Below are 24,229 nucleotides of genomic sequence, written 5' to 3' on the forward strand. Positions count from 1 at the left end.
GAATGCTTCTACAACCCGACCCGGCGTCACTCGACCCTGGGTTACCTCAGTCCTATCGACTTCGAACGTGAAGCTGGGGTAGCCTGAATGAACTTATCTCGGCGTCCATCAAACCGGCAGCAGGCCAGTTTCCCATCACCCAGCATGCGGGGCCACATGCCCATGATGCCTCCCGTGGGGGCCACGATTTTCGGCAATTTTAGACCTAAGTATGCCAGCGCCATAAGGGGATCAGCGGCCTTCGTACTGAAATATATGGCTTCTTTTTCTGAGCGCGATTGAGATTTGGGTCCCAGCACTGAAATTTGGCCCAAAAATATGTCGGCTGTGTACGGACGGTTTCTGAAATCGAAGATCACGGTTTTCCGGGAGTTTCTGTCAAAAATAGTACGGGACCAGATGTGAGTCCTTAGTTCGGTCAGTCCCGGATCGCGGGGGCCAAAAATTTGTGGCTGAAAAAACCGACTATATATCAACTCACTATAGGCCGAAAGGCGGTCCTGTAAGCGCACCACTTCCTCATATTTCCAATTACTTACCATGGCTTTTCGCTGCCATTTATCGCGTCCGCATAACGTGCTGAATGCGGCGTTTACTATCGTCATGAAAAGAATCCTCATCCCGCCGCGGCAAATGCGGCAGCATGAGAAAGAACGCCCATCTTGTCGCTGGCGAGTCCCGATGGCTTCCTGTCTCCATCGCGATTGCCGCCGCCGCGCTCACGCCGGCAGCCGCCCATGCTTCATCGAAACTGGTCAACGACCGGTCGTTGCCGGTCAGCAAGGCCCCTTGCCCCGTCGCGTCGACGGCCCGCACCGATGCCGTGAATATGCTGCTGGGAGGTGCGCCCAGCGCGCTCGATCGCATTCGCGCCGAACAGGCGGGCATCCCCGCCGCCGCTGCGCCTTTCACGGTCCCGGCCCCCGTCACCGCGAACCTCGTTGCTTTCCCGGAGCGCCGGACGCTGGAGCCGGCGAGCCGCGGCCCGATTTCCTTCGCCTTGGCCGATGTCCGGAACTGCGATGCCGCAGCCGCGCTTCCCAACCCTTCATCGATCGGCGAGGCGTTCGCCGCCGCAGCCGATACCGACCCGACCGCCGAACTCGGCACCCGGGCGATCCCGGTCAAACGGACACGCTTCGACGACCGCTGGGACCATGTCCGCCGCGCCGCGCCCGCCGGGCTGATGCAGGCGCAGTTGCGGCGGGCAAATGCCGCGCCGGGGATCGGCGAGGCCGACCTGCTCGCGCGCGTCAACCAGTGGGTCAATCGCGAGATCGCCTATGTGAACGACGACCGAAATTACCGCCAGCGCGACTTCTGGGCGACCGCCGAACAGACGATCGCGCGCGGCAGCGGCGACTGCGAGGATTTTGCGATCCTCAAGATGCAGTTGCTCCGCGCGGCGGGGGTCGACGCCAGCCGGATGAAGCTCGTCCTGCTCCGCGATCTGGCGGCGAACAGCGATCATGCGTTCCTGCTGGTGCAGACCGCCTCCGGGAAGGTCGTGCTCGATAATATGACCGACCGCCTCTACGACGGCAGTCAGGGCAATTCGGTCCGGCCGGTGCTGTCGTTCAGCGGCAACCAGCGCTGGGTGCACGCCTATCGCGGCACGCAGCCGACCCCCTTCGCGACCCCGATCCCGGCGTCGCGCAAATCCTTCACGCTGGCGTTCAACAATCAGCGTTCGGTCAAGGCCGACCCGCTCACCTTCAAGACCGGCTTCAGCAAGTAACTGAGAACCGACTTCTTGCCCGTGACGATTTCGACGTCGCAGAGCATGCCGGGGGTAATCGGGAGGCGCCGGCCGTTTGACGTCAGATAGCTGTTCGTCGTTTCGACGACGACGGTGAAATAGGCCTGCCGTTCGACCTCGTCATAGATGCTGTCGGCCGAAACCCGGACGACGCGACCCTTCAGCCCGCCATAGATCGAGAAATCGTAGGCGGTCACCTTCACATTGGCGGGATCACTGACCTTGATGAAGGCGATGTCGCGCGGCGTGACGCGCGTTTCGATGAGCAATTTGTCGCCGAGCGGCACGACCTGCATGATCTGTTCGCCCGCGTTCACAAAGCCGCCGACCGTGTTGACGAGCAGGTCGTTCACGACCCCGCGTGTCGGCGAACGGATTTCGGATCGCGCGAGCCGGCCTTCGGCCCCGCGGATCGTTTCTTCGTTGACCGCCATCTTGGTGGTGAGCTGGCTGCGTTCGTTGAGCGCTTCCTGCTGGAAATCGAAGCGCGCGCGCGACACTTCGGCACCGGCCTCGCGCACTGCCGCCTGCGAACGCGAGATCGCCTGACGCGCCGCGGCGAGCCGGCCCTGGATGTCGACGACCTCGCGCTGCGCGGTGAGGAGTTCGGTCTGCGGCACGACGCCCTTCGCCGCGAGCGGCGCGAGCATTGCGACCTGTTCGCGCGCGAGGCTGAGGCTGCTTTCGAGCGACGAGGCGGTCGCCTGCGCTTCGCCCATGTCGCGACGGCGCTGCTCGACGCTGGCCGATAGCGCGGCGAGCTGGCTTTGCAGCGACGAGCGCCGCACCTCGGCAAGACGCGCTTCGTCACCGCAATTGGCGCCGGCGCACCCGGCCCCGCTGCCGCCTTCGCCTGCAAGGCGTGCGGCGCGCTGCGCAAGGCGGGCATTTTCGGTTTCGAGCTGGCCGAGTTCGGACTGCGATGTCGTATTGTCGAGGCGCACGAGCAACTGCCCCTTGCTCACCGTCTGCCCCGACCGCACCAGGATTTCGCGGATCGTCGACGGTTCGGCCGACTGGATGATCTGGACCTTCGACGACGGGATCACCCGCCCCTGCCCGCGCGACACCTCGTCGACGCGCGCGATGCTTGCCCACAGCAGGAACAGTACGAAGCCTGCGGCAGCCGCGACCATGATCTGTTCGCTTCCGCGAAGACGCTGCCAAAATTTCACGATCGACATATTATTTTCCGGGCTGGGGTTCGGGCGTGGCGACAGGGCCCTGCTGACTGGTCAGGCTGTCGAAGCGCGACTTGCTCTGCGTCGGGTCGGGAATATTCGGGACCCAGCCCTTGGTGACGTCGACGCGGCCGCCGACATCATTGTCGGCGCGGTGATCGGTCGGGTCGCGCGGCGGTGGCACGCCCTCGACCGCGATCGCCTCGCCCGGCGATGTCTCGGCGAGCGCTGCTCCGCCCTGATAAAGCTGGCTGAAGGCGGGGATGAATTCGGCGCCGGCATAGGCGTCGGAGAAAGCGCGCGGTTTTCCCCACGATCCCGGCCAGCGATAGAAGATATGCGCGCCGATCTGCTCGATCTTGGTCAGCTTCGGTGCCCAGCGTGGCAGGACATAATTGGCGTGATAATGCGTCGCCATGCCGACGCTAACCTCGACATGGCCCGACAGCGCGGCGCGCGCGATCTCTGCCGAACGGCGCCAAAGCGCGGGCATCGGCGCGCGGCGCATCGACCCGTCGCACGCAAAGCTGAACTGGCAACCGGGGCGCGAACTGCCCTGATAGATCACCCCGCAGACGGTGTTCGGATAGGCGGGGTGCTTCATCCGGTTGAGGATCACCTGCGCCACCGCGGCCTTGCCCGCATCGGATTCGGTCGCCGCTTCATAATAGATCGCCTGCGTCAGGCAGCGCTGCGCATTGGTCGATTGGGCGAGCGAGATGGTCGGCATGATGAAGGGCCGCGCCGCCTCAACGGGCAGCGTCGAAACCGGCAGCAGCGCGTTGCGCGCGACCGCGTCGGCGCCCTCGGCCGCCGGGACGATCGAGTCAGTCTCGGTCTCGGTGATCAGTTTCGCGATTGCTTTCTTCTTCGCCGCCTTGGCGGTTTCGACGGGATCGGCGGTCCAGCTCGCGACGACGCCTTCGAAAAAGCGCGACAGGCGGTCGTTCGACGAAGCAAAGAGGATCGCGGCAGCAACCAGCGCCAGGCCCAACAGCACGAGCTTGAGGTTCTTCGACGAACTCTGCTGTCCGTCGGCCCACGGTGCCTCGGCGCTGGTGGCGCCGTCGCGCCCGATGTTGAGCTCCGGTATCATGATGTCGGTTCCTTGGTCGATCGCGCGAGCACCTCGGCGCGCGGGCCGTCGGCAACGATCCGGCCGCCGTCGATCACGATGATGCGGTCGCACATCTGCAGGATCGCCTCGCGGTGGGTGGCAATCACGACCGTCTGCGATTTCGCGACGGCGCTATCGAGCGCCTGGATGAAAAGCCGCTCGCTCTGCGTGTCCATCGCGCCCGTCGGTTCGTCCAGGAACAGCAGCCGCGAAGGCGACGCGAGCGCGCGAGCGATGGTCAGGAAGCCGCGCTGGCCGCCCGAGAGCTGGCCGCCGCGTTCGCCGGTGCCGCGGTCGAGCCCGGTCTCGTCGCGCCCCATGAATCGGTCGGCGCCGATCGATTGCAGCGTCGCGAGCAATTCGGCGTCGGACGCCGCCGGGGCGCAATATTGCATATTCTGCTTGATCGACCCGCTGAACAACACCGCGTCCTGCCCGACGAAGCGGAATTGCGAACGCAGGTAGATCGGCGAATATTGGCGGCTGTCGAGCCCGTCGATGAAGATATTGCCGGCCTCGGGCGCATAGAGCCCGCACAAAAGGCGTCCGAGCGTCGACTTGCCCGATGCGACGCGGCCGACGATCGCGATCCGTTCGCCCGCCTCGATCTTGAGGTTGATGTCGCTCAGCGACGGCGCCGAGGCACCCGGATAGGTGAAGGACAGGCCCTCGACGACGGTATGTCCCTTGTCGATCGTCAGGTTCAGCGCGCTGCTGCCCATGCGGCGTTCGTCGTCGGCGACGATCATCTGCTGGATGCTCGCCATCGTCGTCAGCGCCTGACGCCCGCGCGTCATCAGGAAGGCGAGCTGTCCCACTGGCGCCATCGAGCGTCCCGCGAGCATGACGATCGCGATGATCGCACCCATCGAAATCTTGCCCGCGTCGAACAGGTAAAAACCGCCGACGACGAGCGCGAGGCTCGAGAACTGCTGGCCCAGCGTCGCGAGGTTGATCGCCGCGGCGCCCGTCCGGCGCATCGTCGCCTGCGTCCGCGCGCTGGTGTCGACCATCCGGCGCCATTGGCCGAGGACCTGCCCTTCGGCGGCGCAGCTCTTGATCGTTTCGGCGCCACCGATCGCTTCGACGAGCATCGCATGCTGGATGCTTGCGTCGGCCTGATTGTCGAGCGAGGCCTGCACCATTCGGCGCTGCAGAAAATATCCGGCGATGCCCATCGCGGCGATGATCGACAGCGGGACAAGCGCCAGCCAGCCGGCGAGCACCGCGATCATGATCAGGAACAGCACGAGGAAGACGACATCGACGATCAGAACGATCGTAGTCGAGGCGAAGAAGTCGCGGATGCTTTCGAATTCGGAAACGCGCCGCGCGAGCATGCCGGTGCTGCCGCGGCGATCGGCCAGCGGCATGTTCAGCACTTTGGAGAAGATCTTCTCGGACAATTTGACGTCGAGTTCGCGGCCGAGGTCGTCGAGCAAGGTGGAGCGCGCGAGGCGGAGCGTGAATTCGACGGCAAAGGCGAGCAGCGCGCCGACCGCGAGGACCCACAGGCTCGACACCGCCTTGTTCGGGATGACCCGGTCATAGACGTTCATCGTGAACAGCGGCAGCGCGAAGCCGAGCAGGTTGATCATCAGCGCCGCGCCGAGCACCGGATAGAAGGAGCGGCGGATCCGCCGGATCTCGCTCCAGAACCAGTGGCGCTTTGCCTGTTCGTCCCACGGCCGTTCTTCGGCGCGGATCGCGGTGGGATCGGCGGAAACCGCGACCGCCTGTCCGGCGTAGCTTTCCTCGACCGCGGCTTCGTCGGCCCAGACCGGCGCGTCGGCCTCGGGCTCCCAGACGAGATATTGGTCGTCCTTCGCTTCGAGCAGCACCGCGCAGCTGCCGTCGGTGCGGCGGACGATAGCCGGCAGGTCGCGCGCGAGGTTCCTGACCTTGCGCGCGGGTAGCCGTTCATTGTTGATGAAACACAGGTCGAGCGCGGCTTCGGCCTGATGAAAGGGGAGGAAGCCCCTTTCATCGCGCGCGAGCGCCGAGAGCGCGCCGCGCTGGAAATTCTGGCCGAAATGCTGCGCAACAAAGAGGATGCAGGCGATCAGCGGATCGCCCGGCGCCTCTTTACCGATACGCGCAATGGAGGATTGACCCTGTACCATATTGAAATTTTCTACTTAGAATCAATCCACTAATAAATTATTGCGGGTAACGGCGACGCTGCAGCTCGGCCGGGGCCGGCGGACCGTAACCGACCTGCTCGCGCGCATAGACGCGGCGCGATTCGGGCGCGGTCAGGTTGAACGCCTCGAGCAGGCTGTTGGTCGATGCCAGCACCTGATAGACGGCGAACATTTCCGAGAAACGCGCGGTTTCGGCGCGCACCTGCACGTTGAAACGCGTGTTCTGCGCATCGAGCACGTCGAGCAGCGAACGGCGTCCGATCGTGAACTGGTCCCGATAGGATTTGAGCAGTTCGTCGGTCGACCGGCTCTGGTCGACGAGGTCGCGGAACACCGCGGTCTGCGTTTCGCGGCTGTTCCATGCGCGGCGCGTATCGGCCTCGGCGTTACGTTCGGTTTCATGGAGGCGGAAACGGCTCTCGCTCGCGCGGCGCACCATCTCCTGATATTTCGCGCGGTTGATCCCGCCGTCGAAAATATCCCAGCGCAAGACGACGCGGCCCAGCAGGTCGTTCGTCTCGCCGCGGAAGGCGTCGATGTCATCGCCGATCCGGCCCGACAGTTCGAGACCGATCGTCGGGGCGAAATCGCCCTTCGCCTTCTTGGCCTCGGCGTTGGCGGCATCGACGTCGGCCTGTGCTTCGAGCACCTTGGGGTGCCGCGACCGCGTCAGCCCGACGGCTTCGCTCAGGCTGACGGGCAGCTTTTCGGCCATCGCCGGCGGCATCTGCACATCGTCGACCTGAAGGCCGCTCAGCGCGAGCAGCTCGATCTTCGCGTTGACCAGCGCCTCCTTGGCTTCCGCCACGCGGACGCTCGCCGCCTTTTCGCGTTCCTGCGCCTGTTGCACGTCCGCGATGCTGATCGATCCCTTCGCCGCGCCTTCCGACAGATCCTTCACGAGCGCGTTGTGAAAGCTCATATTGTCTTCGGCCGCCGCGACGACCCGCTGTTGCAGCAGGACGTCGAGATATTGCCGCGCGGTCTGCAGCGCGATGAACTCCGACCGTTCGAGCACGCGCAGCGCAGCGCCGTCGACGCGCGCCGCCTGACGGAGCTTTTCGCCATTACGGCGGCCGAAATCGATCAGCGTCTGCTCCGCCCGGATCGAAGCTTCGAGCGGATAAAGCTCGTCGTTGGCGATGCCAAGGTTGCGGCGCGTCGCATTCTCGAGCCGACGGACACCCGCCGACATTTCGAGCGTCACGCGCGGCAGGTACAGGCCCTTCGCCTGCTCGAGTTCGAACTCGATCGCCTGCTTGTTCATCTCGGCCTGGTTGATCTGCGGATTGGAGTCGATCGCGACCGCCATGACATTCTGCATGGTGGTCGGTTCGGCCCAGGCCGCACTGGCGAAAAGGGATATGGCGAGTGCCGAGGCAAAGCCTGCGAGCTTATGTTGCGCTTTCATCACTGTCCCCCATTCACTTCGACTTCAACGCGCCGGTTTTCCGGTGTGCGCTGGCCATCCACTGTCTGAATACGCGGTTTGCGTTCGCCCATGCCCGACACCGCGATGGCGTCGGCGGGGATGCCCGCGCCGCCCATCATGTCGGCGATCACGCGCGCACGGCGAAGCGCAAGACCATCATTATATTTGTCGGAACCCGACCGGTCGGTGTGCCCGACGACGGTGAAGCTGCGCCAGCCGCAACGCGCGCGGTTTTCGGCCATGAAGGCGACCGACTGGCTCGCGTCGGCGGGCGCGACGGTCGAATCCCAATCGAAATAGAAGGTCGACGCAACCACCGGCGGGCAGTTTTCGGTCGTGGGCGGCGGAGGCGGCACCAGCGGCGTTTCGGGTGCCGGCTGCGGCCCGCGGGTCATCATGCCGTAAGCGAAATCGCAGCGACGCAGGCTCTCCGCATCCTTCGTGTTCGACTTGAGGTAGCCGAGCGCGATCCCGCAATGAACCTTGGCTTCCGAAGCCCAGGTGTAAGCATTGCTGTTCGCCGCAACGACCGAACGATCGGTCGTCAGCGCCAGCGCCGCATCATAGCGGGTCCGGACCTCGGTCTTGAGCTCGCCGATCGGTCGATCGGCCAGCGCCTGCGCCAAAGCGCTCCCGGGCTGGGCGAAAGCCAGCGCGGCGATCGCCCCCGCTGCCCATTTTGCCGATTGATGTGCCATGCTGTTACGCCCTCCCGTTATGCAATATTGATCCACTGGTTCTAAAAAGGCCCGATCAGGCCGCCGCCATGCTGTGAAGATCCTGTTCCAGCGACGGGGTCGGCATATGGGCACCGCCCGACGACGCCACCTGCTGATCGAGGAACTGCGCGAGGTCGAAACCCTGCGCTTCGCCGGTCGCCACCTGTACCGGCGCGCCGCCCGTGACCGCATCGATGATGTGATCGATGGCGTTGCCACCCTCCAGCACCTCGGCGAGCACCGCTTGTGCCGCCGGATCATGCGCTGCGACATCACCGCCCGCGGCAACCGCCGGCACCTCGCCGAGCGCCAGCAGCCCGTCCATCGCGCCCGCATCCGACGACATATGGTCGGCAACGATGTCGAACAGCGCATCGGGCGCGCCGCCGTCGTCCGATTGGTCGGCGGGTTCGGCCGCGCCGCTGTCGTTCGCATCGGCGATCGCAGCCGCGCTTGCATCGTCGGCGTCCGACGTGGTCGAATGCTCCGCGGCGGCGGCATCCTTCGGTTCCGCCGCAACGTCGCCGGCCGGGCTCGATGGTGCCTCGACCTGTGTGCCGTCCGTCGCCGGCGTAACGCTGGCTCCGGTGTAGGCAACGACCGACGTGTCCTCCGCCGCGAATTTCGGGGCAGCGCCGCTGTCCTGCTGGACGTCATGGACCATCGCGACCAGCGAGGCAGCGACCAGCGAGCTGGTCAGCGCCTGGTTGCCCTGCGCGCGCTGGACATCCTCTGCATCGCGCGCGGCGCCGCGCGTACCGAGCTGGGTATCGAGCTGGGCTTCGATATATTCGCCTTTCGAACCGTCGGTGCGGGTGAAGCTGCCACGCGCGGTGACGGCCTGCCCGTCGATCGTGTCGTCGGCATGGGCCGCGCCCGTCGCGATCGAGGCGATGCCATGATCGGCAAGGCCCGAAAGCTCGCCCGCGTCGCTCACTCCGTCAGCGTTCGCATCCTGCCAGACCAGCAGCTTTGCGAAGGCGGCGTCGTTCGCGTCGATCACGCCGTCGCCATTGTCGTCGAGCGACGCCAGCGCCTCGGTGCCGTTGGCAAATTTACCGCCGCCGAAACCGGGCGTGAAGATTTCGCGCCCGCTGTCGATCGTGCCGTTGCCGTCGAGGTCGACCGCGAGAATGCCGTCGTTCGACGAATTCCACGTCACCTGATCGGCGGCACCATCGGCGTTGATGTCGAAGGCAGCCGTCGAGCCGAAGCGATAGCCGTCGCCGTCAAGATCGAGGATGATCGGATCGGCCGCCCCGACGAAATTGGCGGCGGTGAGGTTGCCATAGCCGACGCCGCTCAGCGTCATGATATGCTCAACCACCATGCCGCCATTGCCGGGGTTGGTATTGTCGGTGATCGTCACCGAATAGATGCCGGCATCGGCCGCAGCGGTGGTGCCGGAATAGACGATGAAGGTGTAGGTTCCATTGGGAATGTCGTCGGTGGCCGCCTGGATGAAGCCTTCGATCGTGCTGCCATCGCCGTCGTTCGCGAGCGAGCCGGTGACCCACGAGGCATTGACCAGCTCGATCACCTCGGTACCGGCGGCGATATCCGTCTGGGCCGCGGTGACCGTTACGAAAGTCCCGTCGGTCACCGACGTACCGTTGACCGAAATGCTGACCTTGTCCGCCGCGACTGCAAAGCTGCCGACGGTCGCCACCGTTTGCTGCGTATCCCCCACGGCATTGTGATTGAATATGATCTTGTCGGCGACACTGTCGCTGCCAAGATTGATCGACCAGTTGGTCGAGGTCAGCGCCCCCGCGTTGATCGTCACCCGGTCGGCGCCCGTACCCGCGTTGACGATGCTGCCGTTGCCCGTGCTCGCGATGATGGTGTCGTTGCCGTTCCCGCCGGTGATTGTGCCGACGCCCGAGCCCCCGCTGATGAAATCGTCGCCGTCGCCGCCGTCGATCGTGTCGTTACCCTCCTGGCCATAGATGATGTCGTTGCCGGCACCGCCGTTGATCACGTCGTTGCCGCCCGTCCGGCCACTTTCCTGGGCCAGCAGGGCGTGGTTGGCGCGGATATAGGCGATCGTGTCCTGACGGTTCCAGTCGGCGCCATTGCCCGCTGGATCCAGCGTTTCGGCGTTTGTCCGGCCTTCCAGCGTCTGGAACACCGCCCAACCCGACCCCGGCGCGAGATTCACACCCAACTGGGTCGCCAGCGCATCGGTGTAGAGGACGTCGCCGAAAATGATGTCGGCACCGTCGCCGCCATTGATCGTGTCATTGCCTGCCGCAGCGAGGTCGGTCGAACCGCCGAGCACCTGCAGGACCGCGGCGAGCTGTTCGGCCGACGCGGCATTCGTCGCGCTGCCGGTCCCGCCCGACCCATTGCCGTCCTCGACATCGCTGAGCCGCGCCAGCAGCGTCGAATTGACGTTGATGCCGATCGAGTCGATCGAATAGCCCGTCGCCAGTATCTGCTGCGGCTCGTTCGTTCCGTCGGTGCCGAGCACCTGGTCCATCGCGTTCTGGACGTTGGTGGCATCGGAATCGCTCCCGTTACCGCCATTATTCCACAATGTCGGCAGACCGTCCGAAACGAACACCACCTTGTTGACGTCGGCGCCCGCGATGCCGTTGTTGCCGTTGATCCAGCTCAGCGCATCCTGGAGGCCATCTTCATAGTTGGTGCCCCCCGAGGCGCTCATGCCATTAACGGCGGCCTTCGCCGAGGTGACCTGCGCCGTCTGTATCACGCCGTTCACGATCAGGTTGAACGTGCCCAGATTGGTGCCGCTGCTGTCGAAATCGATCACCGTGATGCGCACGTCCTGCGCGCCCGATTGCGACAGGCTGTCGATCAACGCGTTCACGCCGTTCTTGAGCGCCTGCATCCGCGAGATCGTGCCGCCGCCGAACGAGATCTGGGTCGTCATGCTGCCCGAGCTGTCGAGGACCAGCACGACGTTCGCCTGCTGCCCTTCGGTGATCGTCACCGAACCCGGATCGCCGACCAGCGTATCGTCGAAATTGCCGCCCTGGATCACACCGTCGGTCTGGCCCTGCGGGTTGGAGACGACGTGGTCGGTGGGTTCGCCAGCGATGTCGCCCGTCGCCGACCCAATGACCAGCAGCGGCGACGCCGTGGTGATCGCGAGCGAGGACTGGGCGGTGTCGCCATCGCCGTCGACGATGGTGACGGGAACGTTGAAGTTCACCGGATTTTCGGTCTGCACAACCGCGCCGAAATCGCCGATCTTGAACGTATCGCCGCCAGCATGGTGGAATTCGATGCTGTTGTAACCGTCGGCGGTGAAGCCGGCGACGACCGTGTTCGCGACCACACCAGCGACGGTTGCTTCGCCGTTGGCGAAGGTCACGGTGAAGTTCTGGCCGCCGACATTATAGGTGCCGTTGGCCGTCACAGTCAGCGTGGCGTTGTTGAAGCTGATCGCAACCTTGGTGATCGTATCCTTCACACCGTCGCCGACGTCGTTGTCGGTATCATTGTCGTCGCGGGCAACTAGCCGGACGCTGCTGCTGGTCTGGATATTGGAGAACAGCGCCGACGCGCCGTTCGCATTATAATGCGAATCGAAGGCGTGGGTCTGGTTCGCCAGCGTGGCATAATCCCCGTTCGCCGGATTCCCGGTGAGGTCGATCACGAAATCAACGCGGACGGCTTCGGTCGGTCCGACGCTGTTGCCGCCCGAAACACCCGTATTGGTGGCGTTCGCGTTCATGGTGCCGCCGTCGGCATTGTTCGTCATCGGCGTGATCAGCACGTCAGAGCTGTTGTTGTCGCCGGGCTTCACGAAGCCGATCCACGACGTATTGCCGCCGACGAAGTCGTAACCGCCGCCGTTGAAATCGACCGTGGAGGTCGAATCGAGCTTCTGGACCATCTGGACCTGATACTGGTCGGCGTGGCCAGCCGGTTGCAGGCGGATGATGAAGACGTCGTCGCCGTTCGGCTTTTCTGCGGTGAGGACGGTGCCCCCGGCCGAAATGACATAATTCAGCGCCAGACCGCCCGCGGTCAGATTCTGGGCCTGGAGCGCAGCAATCGTCGCCGCGGTGAAGATTACGCTTCCCGGACCGTCGCCGCCATAATTATTGTCGACATCGCCGTCGGTATCGAGCGACTGATACACCGACGATCCCGGCGCGTTGATCAGCGCCGCGCTGAGCGGTGCGATAGCGATCGGCGAGTCATCCTCGAGACCGATGGTCAGCGCGGTCGCGTTGGTGACCGTCGTCGTCCCGTCGTTGACGCTGACGGGCACGACGAGAGACAGCGCATCCTCGAGCGTCGTGTTGGGATGATCGATCGGCCCCGACAGCGTCACCGTGAAGTTGCCGCTGTTGTTGATCGAGACGCTGATGATCGTGTTGGCGCCGACCTTGCCCAGCAACAGCTGCGGGTTGGTCGTATCCCAGACGATCGGTTGACCACCCGAGGACAGCGCAGTCGCGGGGGCACCGAGCGCGAAGGTCAACGCGTCGCCGTCGGGATCGGTGGCCGTGATCGTTCCCGTCCGCACGGTGAGGTTGGTCGTATCGACCGTACCCGTCGTGTCGGGAAACCCGCCCGGCAGGCCTTCGTCCGACACCGCGGTCGCCGCGGTCCCGATCGTCGGCAAGTCGTTCGAGCCGTTGATCGTGATCTTCAGCGTCGTCGTCGAGGTGTCGCCGTCGCCGTCGGTGATCGTGTAGGAGAAGGTTTCAACGAGGGTTTCACCAACGCCGAGCGCCTGCACCGTCGCATTGCCATTGGTCAGCGTGTAGGTGTAGCCGCCGTTGGAATTGAGCGTCAGCGAGCCATAGCTTCCCGCCAGCGCCGAACCGACGTTGCCTGTCACGGCCACCGCCGAGGTCCCGACGGCGACGCCGGTCACCGCCGCGCCGTCGGCGCCCTGCGTATCGGCGCTGCCCGGCGCATTGGTTGTGCCGACACCCGTCACAACGTTCCCCGTCGCAACCGTCGCCGTGTCTTCGGTCACCGAATCGGTGTCGGGACGCGCGGTCGGCAGGTCGTCCGAAACGGTTACGGTAACCGTGCCGGTCGCCTGATCGCCATCGGCGTCGGTAGCGACGACGCCGACCGAACCGAGGTTCGCGAGGTCGTCGACATTGATCGTCGGATGATCGTCATAATTGTCGTTGAGCGTCGCGGTTACCGACGCGTTGTTGCCGCTGCGAACGAGGTCGAGCGTCACGACGAGCCGCGCACCGTCCGAGCCGGTGATCTGCGTGTCGGAGACGCGCACCCAGGTCAGCCCGCCGCCGAGACCCGCCACGCTGCTCGCGAAGACGATCGAGGCGATCGCGTCCGAGCCGGGCGTGAAGTTCAGCGTTCCGCTGACAAAATCGGGGTTTGCCGGGGTCGAGCCGTCGGACAGATTCTGGTCGTCGAGCGCCAGCGTGATCGTCCCGCCGCCAACGGGATTGGCGCCGTCGGTCAGGCTGATCGCCTGCGTCGACACCGCTGTATCGCCATCGCCGTCGGTGATCGTGTAGCTGAAGCCGGCATTCACCGCCGCGGCATTGTTCACCGGATTCGGGTTGAAGGTCCAGACGCCCGTCGCGGCAAAGGTATAGACGCCGTTCGCCGTGGTGATGACGGTGTTGCCGGCCGCTGCGATCGCGGTCGTCGTCGCGCCGATCGTCACCGAGGTCACGGTCGCGCCGTCGGCGCCCTGCGTGTCATCGTCGAGCAGATTGCCGCCGACCGTCCCCACAATATCCTCGGCCACGACGATCGCCGGATCGGCGCGCGCGGTGGGGACATCGTCGATCACGTCGACGGTCACCGTCGTCGTGACGCTGTTGCCGTTCGCGTCGGTCACCTGAACGGTGAAGGTTTCGGCATTATCGACGGTGTTCGTGCCATTGTCGGCAGTCACGCCATCGATCCGGCTGGTCAGCGTATAGGTATAGCCGCCATTGGGGTTGAGGACGAAAGTGCCGTGCGCGCCCGTCCCGCTGCCGACGAGGGTATAGGTGAACGGTCCGGTGCCGCCGCTGATATTGTCGGAGATCGTACCCGTCGCGACTTCGGTCGTCGCCGACGGGTTGCTGCCGGTCGCCAGCGCGGCTTCGTCAACGATCACATTGTCGCTCGACACCGCGAGTCCCGAATCGTTGATCGTGATCGTCAGCGTCGTCGTCGACGTGTCGCCGTCGGCATCGCGGATCGTATAGACAAAGCTGTCGGTCGCGGTGCCGGTCACCACGTTCGGCTTGGCGACATAGGTGTAAGTGCCGTTCGCATTCAGCGTCAGCGTGCCGAGCGCGGTGACGATGGCCGTGCCGGTGCCGGTGACGACCGGAGTCGTCGTATCGGCGCCCGCGACGCGCACACCGACGACGCCGCCTGCGGGCGTGGTCGCATCGGGACCATCGGCGCCGAAGCTGTCGGCGTTGTCGGTCAGGACGTTGCCGTTCGCGGTCGCGCCTTCGGCGACCGTTTTGGTGTCGGCATTGGCCGTCGGGCCGTCGTCGAGGAAGGTGATCTGGTCACCGATCTCGGTCTTGCCGGTCGCGGTGTCGTCGTCGCCATCCTTGATCGTGACGGTGGCGGTGATCAGGCCGGTCAGCGTCAGCGGATCATTGTGCAGCGGCAGCGCGCCGTCCTGCAGATGCTCGAGCGCGACGAGCTGCGTCACGGTCAGCGTGCCATTACCGTTGATCGTGATGGTGAAGGCGTCGCGAACCACGCCGCCGCCATCGGTGTAGCGGCCGACGATCGTCGTCGCCGAGGTTTCGACCAGCATGATCGCAAAATCGCCCACCGCGGTCTTCAGCCCGCTGTCGACCGCCGCCGGGTTGAGCTCGGGATCGGACGTCGTCAGTTCGATGCCATAGGTGGTCGCACCAGTGGTTGCGGGGCCGTCGGCACCATAAGCAAAGGCCGCGGTAATCACCGGGGTCGCCGAGGTGACGGTATCGAAGCCGCCCGTCTCGTCGAGCGTCACGCTTGCGCCGCCCGCAACATTGCTCACCGTCGGGCCGTCGTCGTCGAAGCGGATCTGGCCCGAAATATCGATGACGTTCGAAGAGCGGAAATCGCCGTCGCTATCCTTCACCGTGACGCCGACGAGGATCGACCCCGCGATCAGTTGCAGCGTGTCGTCGGGATCGGTCCCGATCGGGTGATCGAGCGACAGATATTGTTCGACGGTGACGACGCCGGTGGCCGGGTCCATCGCGATCGCAAAGGCTGCCTGCCCGGCGAAAGCACCGCTGCCGCCAACCCGGCCGACAATCGAACCGCCCGAAAAGACGAGGGTAATCGGCGATCCGTCGGTGATCGTGAGGCCCGTGGCCGAAGAGGCAAGCCCCATATTATAGACTACCGAACCGGTCTCCGCGGCGCCATCGGTCCCGAAGTTGGGGGTCACGGTGACGATCGCAGTGCCCGACGTGGCGATGCTGATCGCTCCCGCGCCGCCGACGTTCGGATCGTCGCCCTTGACGATCATGCCGGTGTCGAGGGTCGATACCTGGCTGGTCGTCGCGGTCTCGTCGTTCAGGACGATCGTGCCGGTCGCGGCCACGCTGGCCGACGGGCCGTCGTCGAGGAAGGTGACCTGGCCGCCGACCTGCTTCGTCGCCGACACGCTGTCGCCGTCGCTGTCGGTGATCGTCACCGATGCGGTGATCAGATTGTCGAGCGTCAGCGGATCGTTGTGAAACTGGAACTGGCCGTCCTGCAGATGTTCGAGCGCGACATGCTGCGACACGGTTAGCGTGCCATTGGCGTTGATCGTGACGGTGAAGGCGTCGCGGACCACGCCGCCGCCATCGGTGTAACGGCCGACGATCGTCGTCGCCGACGTCGCAACGAGCGAGATGGCGAAATCGCCGACCGCGGTCGTCAGCGGAGTCGTGCCGTTGCCGGTCAGCGACAGGCCGTAAACGATGCTGTTCGTCGTCGCGGCGCCGTCGGCACCGAAGTTGAGGTTCGCGGTGATGACCGCCGCCGCCGAGGTGACATTGCTGTCGAGCCCGCCGGTTTCGTCGAGCGTGACGCTGCCCGAACCCGCAACGTTGGTAATCGAGGGGCCATCATCCTCGATGCGCACGACGCTGCCGAGATCGACGGTATCGCGGCTGAAGTCGCCGTCGAAATCGGTCGCGGAGACCTGGAGCAGCAGCGCGCCGGCATTCATTCCGGGCGAGGTTTCGTCGTTGCTCGCGGTATTGCCATGCTCGATCGCGATGAGCTGCGTCATCGTGACCGTGCCGTTCGCGGCGACGGTGAAGGTGAAGGCGACATTCCCCGAGGTTTCGCCACGGCCTTCGACCGTGCCGGGGCCGGTCTGGTAGAGGCGGATGACCTCGTTCGTCGCCGAAATCAGGTAGCCGCTGGCAGGGTTCGCACCGCCCAGGACAAAGGCATAGCTGTAGGCGATCGGCGTGTCGGCGCCCGCGTCGAGATTGACCGTATAAAGGTCAGCGATCGCGATCGTCGCCGAACCGAGGTTGCCGGTGGCGTCGGGATCGACTTCGGTGCCCGCGGCGGTGACGCCGTTGGTCTCGTCGATCCGCAGTTCGGCGCCCGCCTTCAGCGTGACGTCGAGCACCGGGCCGTCGTCGGCGAAGCGGATGTTGCCGCCAAGGTCGATCGACTGCGTCGCGCTGTCGGTGTCGCCGTCACGGTCGGTGATCGTCACGGTGCCGGTCAGGCGGACCAGATTGTCGGCGAGCACCGCAAGCTGGCTTTCGAAATTGCTGTCGACGCCCGGACCGGCATGGTCGATCTGCGCAAACTGGGTCAGCGTGACCGTGCCGTTTGCGGCGTTGGCACCCAGCGTGAAGATGGTGTTGCCGGGATTGACCGCACTCGCATTCGCCGCGGTCGAACCGGTGATCACGCCGGCGACATTATAGAGGAAGATCGACGCGCCATTGCTGTCGAGCCCCGAATCCGCTCCGTCGATACCGAAGAGCGACAGGGCATAGTTCCAGGTGATCGCGCCAGCGCCGTCCTCGCCGAAATCGGCGTTGGCGAAAGCGAAGGCATCGCTGAAATTCGCCGTCGATACCGCAAAGTCGCTGGCGGCCCCGATCGTTTCACCGTCCTGCGTCGTCAGCAGGATATTCGCCTCGCCCGCGACGCTGATGTCGATATTGACGCCGTCGTCCTTAAAGGTCAGCGCGCCGCCGATATTGGCTGTCGCGCTCGCCGGGTCGCCGTCGCTGTCGGTGATCGTCGCGGTCAGCGTGATCAGGTCGGCGGCGCTGAGCCCCGTCGCCTGGTCGGCGCCCGTGTCGGGCGAATGGAAGATCGGACGCTGCTGGTCGAGCGTAACCGTGCCGTTCGCATCGACCGACAGGGTGAAGACCACGTCGCCACTGCCGCTGGTGCGGCCGTAAACGACTCCGGCTTCGTTGGTCAGCACCACCGACTGGCCGGTGATGGTATCGACAAGGCCCGACGCGACGCCGGTCGATTTCACGCCGAGCGCGTAAACGATCGAATTGACTGCCGCGGGGCCGTCGGCGTTGAACGCGACGTTGAACAGGCTGCCCGGCTGTCCGAACCCGAAACTGGCGGTCGCATTGGTGGCCAGGTCGCTGTCGTCGACGGTCAGCGCATTGACGCCGCCCGCAACCGCGGTGATCGTCGGAATATCGTCGATGACCTGCACCGTAACGACGCCCGTTGCGAGATCGCCGTCGATATCGCTTGCCTGCACCGTGACGGTACCCAGCGCCTGCGTTTGCGCGGCCATCGCCAGTGCGTGCGGCAGATTGTCGGCGAGCGTCACCGTGACGGTCGCCGTGTTGGTCGCGCCGGGCGCGATGCTGGCGGGTGCGGTCAGGCTGATCGTGATCGCGGCGGGGCCGTTCGAGGTCAGCGATCCGGTGATCGTCTGCCCGCCGGCCGCCATCGTCCAATAAATGTCCGTGCCCGCGCCGTCGAGGTTGGCGACAAGCCCGGCAACGCCGGTGAAGGCGAAGCCCGACAGCGTGTCCGAACCTGCCGTGAAGCTGAGGTTGCCGCTCGCAACCTCGGCGGGGCTCGCCGGGTTGCTGCCATCGGCAAGCGCCGCTTCGTTCACGGTGAGCGTGATCGGTGTCGCGCTGATCGGGTTCGCGCCGTCGGTGATCGCGATCGTCAGGCTGTCCGACGTCGGATCACCGTCGCGGTCGACCGCCGACAAGGTGAAGCTGGCGGACGGATTCGTGGTGTTGTTCTGGTTGCCTGCGGCGACAAAGCTGAAGTTACCGTTGGCGTTGACCGTCAGCGTACCCGTCGGCTGCGTGATCGAAACACTGCTTCCCGGCGCGAGCGACAGCGTCGCGCTGCCGCTGCCGAAGCTGACGTTGACCGACGAAACGCCGTCGGCGCCGCGGTCGAGCGTCCAGGTTCCGGTCGCGGTCGCGCCTTCGACGACGGTCGTCGGCGTATCCGAAACATTGAGCGTCGGCAGGTCGTCGACGATCGTGACGCCGAACGAGCCCGATGCGGTCGTGCCATCATTATCGGTGACGGTGAAGCCGATGCCCGCGAGGAAATCGCTGTCCTCGCTGCCCGGGGTCGCCTGATCGATCGCCTGCGACAGGGTGACGGTATAGCCATAGGTGACCTGCGTCGCGCCGGGGCCGGCCGTCGGGGTCGTCAGGCTGATGCGGATCACTTCATTGCCGCCGACCGAGCCGACGAGGTCGTTGCCGACCTTGGCGAACGTCACCGGCACATTGTTGACAGTCAGATGCGTGTCGAGTGCGGCGCTGTCATTGAGGACGAGCGAGCCCGCGAGTGTTGCCGGGACGTCGCTGCCGAAATCGACCGTGATCGTGCCATTGGCGCTCGCGCTGCCGGTCGAGGTCACCTCGCCGGGCAGGCCATTGTCGGCATTGGCGCCCGCGAGACCGTCCTCATCGACGGTGACGTCGGCAATCTTGCCGATCTGCGGTGCCGAATCGGCGACGAGGGTAATCGTCGCGGTGGCGATATCGGTATCGCCGTCGCCGTCGGTGACGCGGTACTGGAAGCTGATGCTCCCGGTTTCCTGCGCGCCGGGCGTGTAGGTGAAGGTGCCGTTGCCATTGTTGACGAGCGTGCCGGTGCCGGTGAGCGACCCCGCGACAAGCTGGACCGCCGACGGCTGGACGCTGTCGGCGCCCTGCACATCGTTGGCGAGCACGTTGATCGTGACCGGCGCATTCTCGATCGTCTGCATCGTGGCGTCATCGATCGCGTCGGGAACATCGTCGGTGATGCGGATATCGATCGTCGCGCTGGCGGTCGATCCGTCGCTGTCGGTGACGGTGACGCCGACGCTGTCGGTGCGGTTGTCCTGACCAAGCGACGGATGATCGGTGCGGTTGTCGGTCAACGTATAGCTGTAGGTAAACGTCCCGCCGATCACCGATCCGTCGGCCCCGGTCACCGGGGTGAAACCAGTGACGTTGAGCGTGCCATACGCGGTCGTCACCGACTGCGGTGTGAAATTGCCATTGGCGACGACGAGCGTCAGCGGAGCGCCGAGCGGCACGCCGTTGAAGCTGGTAAGCACCACCGTGCCCATGCCGTCGGGGGTCGAGACAGAGAAGCTGTCGCTGTCGGTCAGGCTGTCGGGAGTCGTGTCCGACCCCGCCGCTTCGCCCGCACGCGCCGGCAGGTCGTCCTCATCGACGAACAGTTCGGCACCTTCGGCGTTCAGGCCGTTGATCGTCACGCCATCGTCGGCGCCGTTGATCGTGATCGTCAGCGTCGTCGGCGACGGATCGCCGTCACCGTCGGTGATCGTGTAGGTGAAAATTTCGGTCAGCGTCTCGCCGGCCGAAAGGCCCTGCACCGGCTGCGCCTGATTGTTGAGGACGTAGGTATAGCTGCCGTCGGCATTGAGCGTCAGCGTGCCATAGGCGCCGGCGAGCGGCGCCCCGACGGTGCCGGCGGTCTGACCGAAGCCAACCCCGGTGACGTTCGCGCCATCGGCGCCGCGCACATCGGCCGCGCCGTCGGTCGCGTTGGCGTCGCTGCCGCCCGTGCCGGTCAGCACATTGCCGTCGGCGGTCGGGGGGCTTTCGCCCGTGCCGCCGTCTTCGCTGACGCTGTCGACGTCGGGGTTGGCGGTCGGGACGTCGTCGATGATGCGCACGTCGAGGCTGGCATTCGCGCTCGACCCGTCGCTGTCGGTCACGACGACCGCAAAGCTGTCGCCGACGAAATCCTCGCCGATGCTGGTGTGCGTCAGCGTGTTGTCGGACAGGACATAGTTATAGGTGAAGGTGCCGCCGATCACCGATCCATCGGCGCCGAGTACGGGCGTGAAGCCGGTGATGTTGACGACGCCGAGCGGGCTCGTCGCGGTGCCCGCGGTGAAGACGCCGTTCGTCACGACCTGCGTGCCGCCGATCGTCACATTGCCAAGCCCGTCGGGCGTCGACACGGTGAAGCTGCCCGGCTGGGTCAGCGCCGCCGCGTCGGGCGACGAACCGTCGGCCAGGTCATCCTCGTTGACGATGACCTCGGCGCCCTCGGCATTCAGGCCGTTGATCGTCACGCCATCGTCGGCGCCGTTGATCGTGATCGTCAGCGTCGCGGTCGCGGTATCGCCGTCGCCATCGGTGATCGTGTAGGTGAAAGTCTCGGTCAGCGTTTCGCCGGCCGCAAGGCCCTGCACCGGCTGCGCCTGGTTGTTGAGGACATAGCTATAGCTGCCGTCGGCGTTCAGCGTCAGCGTGCCATAGGCGGTCGCGAACGGCTCGCCCAGCCTGCCGCCGGCCACCGCCGTAACCGCTGCGCCATCGGCGCCTTGAGTGTCGGCGACGCCGTCGGTCGCGTTGGCGTCGCCGCCACCCAAGCCCGTCAGAACATTTCCGTCGGCGGTCGGGGGGCTTTCCCCGGTTCCGCCATCCTCGCTCACGCTGTCGACATCGTCGCGCGCGGTCGGGACATCGTCGATGATGCGCACGTCGAGGCTGTCGGTCGCGCTCGACCCGTCGCTGTCGGTCACGACGACCGCAAAATTGTCGAAGACATTGTCTTCGCCCTGCGCGCTATGGGTCAGAGTATTGTCCGAAAGGACGTAATTATAGGTGAAGGTGCCGCCAATCACCGATCCGTCGGCGCCGAGCACCGGCGTGAAGCCGGTGATGTTGACGACCCCGAGCGGACTCGTCGCGGTGCCCGCGGTGAAAACGCCGTTCGTCACGACCTGCGTGCCGCCGATCGTTACATTGCCGAGCCCGTCGGGGGTCGAAACAGTGAAGCTGCCCGGCTGGGTCAGCGCCGCCGCGTCGGGCGACGAACCGTCGGCGAGATTCGCCTCGTCAACGACGACTTCACCGCCCCGGACGCCCAAACCATTGATCGTCACGCCGTCGTCGGCGCCGTTGATCGTGATCGTCAGCGTCGTCGACGACGTGTCGCCGTCGCCATCGGCGATCGTGTAGGTGAAGACCTCCGTCAGCGTCTGCCCGGCCGAAAGGCCCTGCACCGGCTGCGCCGCATTGTTCAGCACATAAGAATAGCTGCCGTTCGCGTTCAGCGTCAGCGTGCCATAGGCGCCTGCAAGCGGCTCGCCCACAGCGCCGCCCGTAACCCCGGTCACGGTCGCTCCGTCGGCGCCCTGCACATCGGCAACACCATCGGTCGCGTTCGCATCGGCACCGCCGGCGCCGGTCAAGACGTTGCCGTCGGCGGTCGGCGCACTTTCCCCGACGCCGCCGTCTTCGGTCACGCTGTCGACATCGGGACGCGCGGTCGGCGCGTCGTCGACGATGTCGATCAGCAGGTCGCGGCCGGTGCCGCCGCCATCGAGGTCGGTGACGACCAGGCTGAAATCGAGCGGCTGGTTGGGATCGGCAAGCGTGTTATCGAGCAAAGTATAGCTGAAACCGACCGAACCCTGCCCCGTCACCGGATCATAGCTGTAGCTCGTCACGACGAGCCGGCCCGTCGCGTCGCTGAACACCGTCTGCGGCAGGTTTCCGGGCGTAATCACGGTTCCCGCGAGCGAGACGCTGGCAACACCGTCGAACGAGAAGAAGGACATCGTGCCCGATGTGGTCTCGCTGGTCGCCGCGCTGTTCGATCCGGCCGATTCGCCTTCGCGTGCGGGCAGGCCCGCCTCGAAAACGGTCGCGACGACGGGTTCCGGCGGCTCGGGGGTCGGGCTGTTGCCGATCGCGATCGTCAGCGTCGCGGTCGACGTATCGCCATCGCCGTCAGTGATGCGATAGGTGAAGACGTCGTTGACGCCGCCCGGCGTGCCCGGATTCCGGACATAGCTATAGCTGCCGTTGGCGTTGATCGTCAGCGTGCCATATTGGCCCTGCACGGTTCCGGGCGCCGAAAAACTTTCGCTGCCCGCGCCGCGGATGCCGGTCAGGGTCGCGCCGTCGGCGCCCTGCGTGTCGGCGCCGGCGGCGCCGCTGGTCGTCCCCGCGCCGGTCAGGACGTTGCCCGTTTCGGGGCCGCGCGTGCCGCCCGCGAGCTGGTCGGTGTCGTTGCGCGCGGTCGGCACGTCGTCGACGACCGAAATCGTCAGGCGCCCGGGCGCGGTGTCGCCGTCGCGGTCGGTGACGACGATGTTGAACACATCGGTCGGGTTGTTGTTCGCGTTGGTGTTGTCGGTCAGCGTATAGCTGTACCCGACATTGCCCGGCGTCAGGCTGGTAACGGTCAGCTGGCCGAGCGGCGTGGTGATCACCTGGCCGACCGCCGTGACGGCGGTGCCGTTGATCGTGATCGATGTCAGGCCGTCGGGGGCGTCATAGACGATCGACCCCGTGACGGTTTCGCTGTTCGCGGCGCTGTTGCTGCCTGCGGGCTCGTTGCCACGCGCGGGCAGTCCGGCCTCGTTGACACTGGAAGTCGCGTCGAGTGACCCGGCCGGCTGGTCGGGGGTGACGATCGAAATCGTCGGCTCTTCGTCCTGAACGTCGGGCAGCAGTTCGCGCTCTTCGGGCTGCGGAAAGGCAAGTTCGGTATAGGGGAGCAGGTCACCCAGCGCATAAGGGTCCTGGATGGCCCCTTCGGGATCGGCAAAATTGCCGCCCGAACTGCGGGTACCCGCTTCGGGGTTCAGGTCGTCCAGATTTTCGAGGAGCTGCGCCACCGTGCTGGCGGGAACCGTGTCGCCGTCGACCACGATCGCGGGAATGTCGACCGCGCCGCCCGGAATGATGAACACCTGCCCGTTCGGCAGCGTGATGATCAGGTCCGTACCCGAAACCGTGATGTCGTCGATCGACGCGCCGGCGGGGAGAACGATACGCCCGCTCGCGTCGGGAACGAGGATCGCCTGGATCATCAACGGCACCGCCGATGCCGCCGCCGTCACCTTCGCCGCTGCGGCGAGAAATTCGCTGCCCCCAACTGCCTGGTTCGTCTGGTCGGTCGGCGCCCCATCGCGCTGCGAACCCGCCATTCCACCCCGGGCCGGATTGTCAAAAGCATCCATGTCAGTTTCCCTCGAATACGCCGCACCCTGCGCCGAAAACGGCACAGCAAAAGCTCCCAAATTTCAGTGCGACCCATCAGTCCGACGACTCGGACTCCCCTACCCCTTTAGGAGAGCATGGTTCTTTCAGACTCCGCAAGCGCGTTAACACATTTTTAGATATCGGAATTTTGCTGGCAGATACCGACGAATTTCCGTCATTTATTCAAAGCGAATATTTAAAAAATTCAATATGATGCTGAAAGCGCACGGAGATCAAAACCGCCGAAGGGACCGCCTTTTCTGTCCCGATCCGAACCACAAAAACCAACGCTTCGTCGTAAATTTTCGCGTCACAGAGTGAGGATCGACGCGAGTCTTAGTGTTCCTCGACTGATTCCTTACTTGGCCAAACCGGAAACAATTAAACCTTACCATGTAAGAAGATTCCAAAATCCGCACTTCCGGCGGGATGCCATTCTGGCCCGGAAGCCGCCCGACTGCCGATATGGA

The 24,229-nt window shown here is 65.1% G+C and carries 8 protein-coding genes; 1 reads left to right on the forward strand and 7 read right to left on the reverse strand.

Translation table 11 applies throughout. The annotated features are described in order from the left end of the window. Positions 1–41: 41 nt before the first annotated feature. The gene (locus ACIPPQ_RS15875) at positions 42–605 is read right to left on the reverse strand and encodes a hypothetical protein (protein ID WP_446545036.1); all 564 of its coding nucleotides are present in this window, start codon (positions 603–605) and stop codon (positions 42–44) included. Between the two features lie 38 nt (positions 606–643). Here ACIPPQ_RS15875 and ACIPPQ_RS15880 point away from each other — a divergent pair, with 38 nt between their 5' ends. After that, positions 644–1,738: a transglutaminase-like cysteine peptidase gene (locus ACIPPQ_RS15880; protein ID WP_446545037.1), complete on the forward strand. Its 1,095-nt coding sequence runs from the start codon at positions 644–646 to the stop codon at positions 1,736–1,738. Here ACIPPQ_RS15880 and ACIPPQ_RS15885 read toward each other — a convergent pair. From ACIPPQ_RS15885 to ACIPPQ_RS15910, 6 genes are read right to left on the reverse strand one after another with little or no spacing between them, the layout of a single operon-like run. Beyond that, positions 1,684–2,943 (reverse strand): HlyD family type I secretion periplasmic adaptor subunit, encoded by a 1,260-nt coding sequence (locus tag ACIPPQ_RS15885; protein ID WP_446545038.1) that lies wholly within the window; start codon positions 2,941–2,943, stop codon positions 1,684–1,686. The genes ACIPPQ_RS15880 and ACIPPQ_RS15885 overlap by 55 nt on opposite strands. A gap of 1 nt (position 2,944) precedes the next feature. After that, entirely contained in the window at positions 2,945–4,036 is a 1,092-nt protein-coding gene (locus tag ACIPPQ_RS15890; RefSeq protein ID WP_446545039.1) for a cell wall hydrolase, read from the reverse strand. Continuing rightward, positions 4,033–6,180 (reverse strand): type I secretion system permease/ATPase, encoded by a 2,148-nt coding sequence (locus ACIPPQ_RS15895; RefSeq protein WP_446545040.1) that lies wholly within the window; start codon positions 6,178–6,180, stop codon positions 4,033–4,035. Before ACIPPQ_RS15895 ends, ACIPPQ_RS15890 begins: the two co-directional genes overlap by 4 nt. A 37-nt stretch (positions 6,181–6,217) precedes the next feature. Further along, on the reverse strand, positions 6,218–7,612 hold the full coding sequence (locus ACIPPQ_RS15900) for a TolC family protein (protein WP_446545041.1): 1,395 nt from the start codon (positions 7,610–7,612) through the stop codon (positions 6,218–6,220). Further along, on the reverse strand, positions 7,612–8,331 hold the full coding sequence (locus ACIPPQ_RS15905) for an OmpA family protein (RefSeq protein WP_446545042.1): 720 nt from the start codon (positions 8,329–8,331) through the stop codon (positions 7,612–7,614). Before ACIPPQ_RS15905 ends, ACIPPQ_RS15900 begins: the two co-directional genes overlap by 1 nt. A 55-nt stretch (positions 8,332–8,386) precedes the next feature. Continuing rightward, positions 8,387–23,737, reverse strand: a complete 15,351-nt coding sequence (locus ACIPPQ_RS15910; protein WP_446545043.1) for a DUF5801 repeats-in-toxin domain-containing protein — start codon at positions 23,735–23,737, stop codon at positions 8,387–8,389. Positions 23,738–24,229: the final 492 nt, after the last annotated feature.

The sequence above is a fragment of the Sphingopyxis sp. LARHCG72 genome (genome assembly GCF_052871675.1).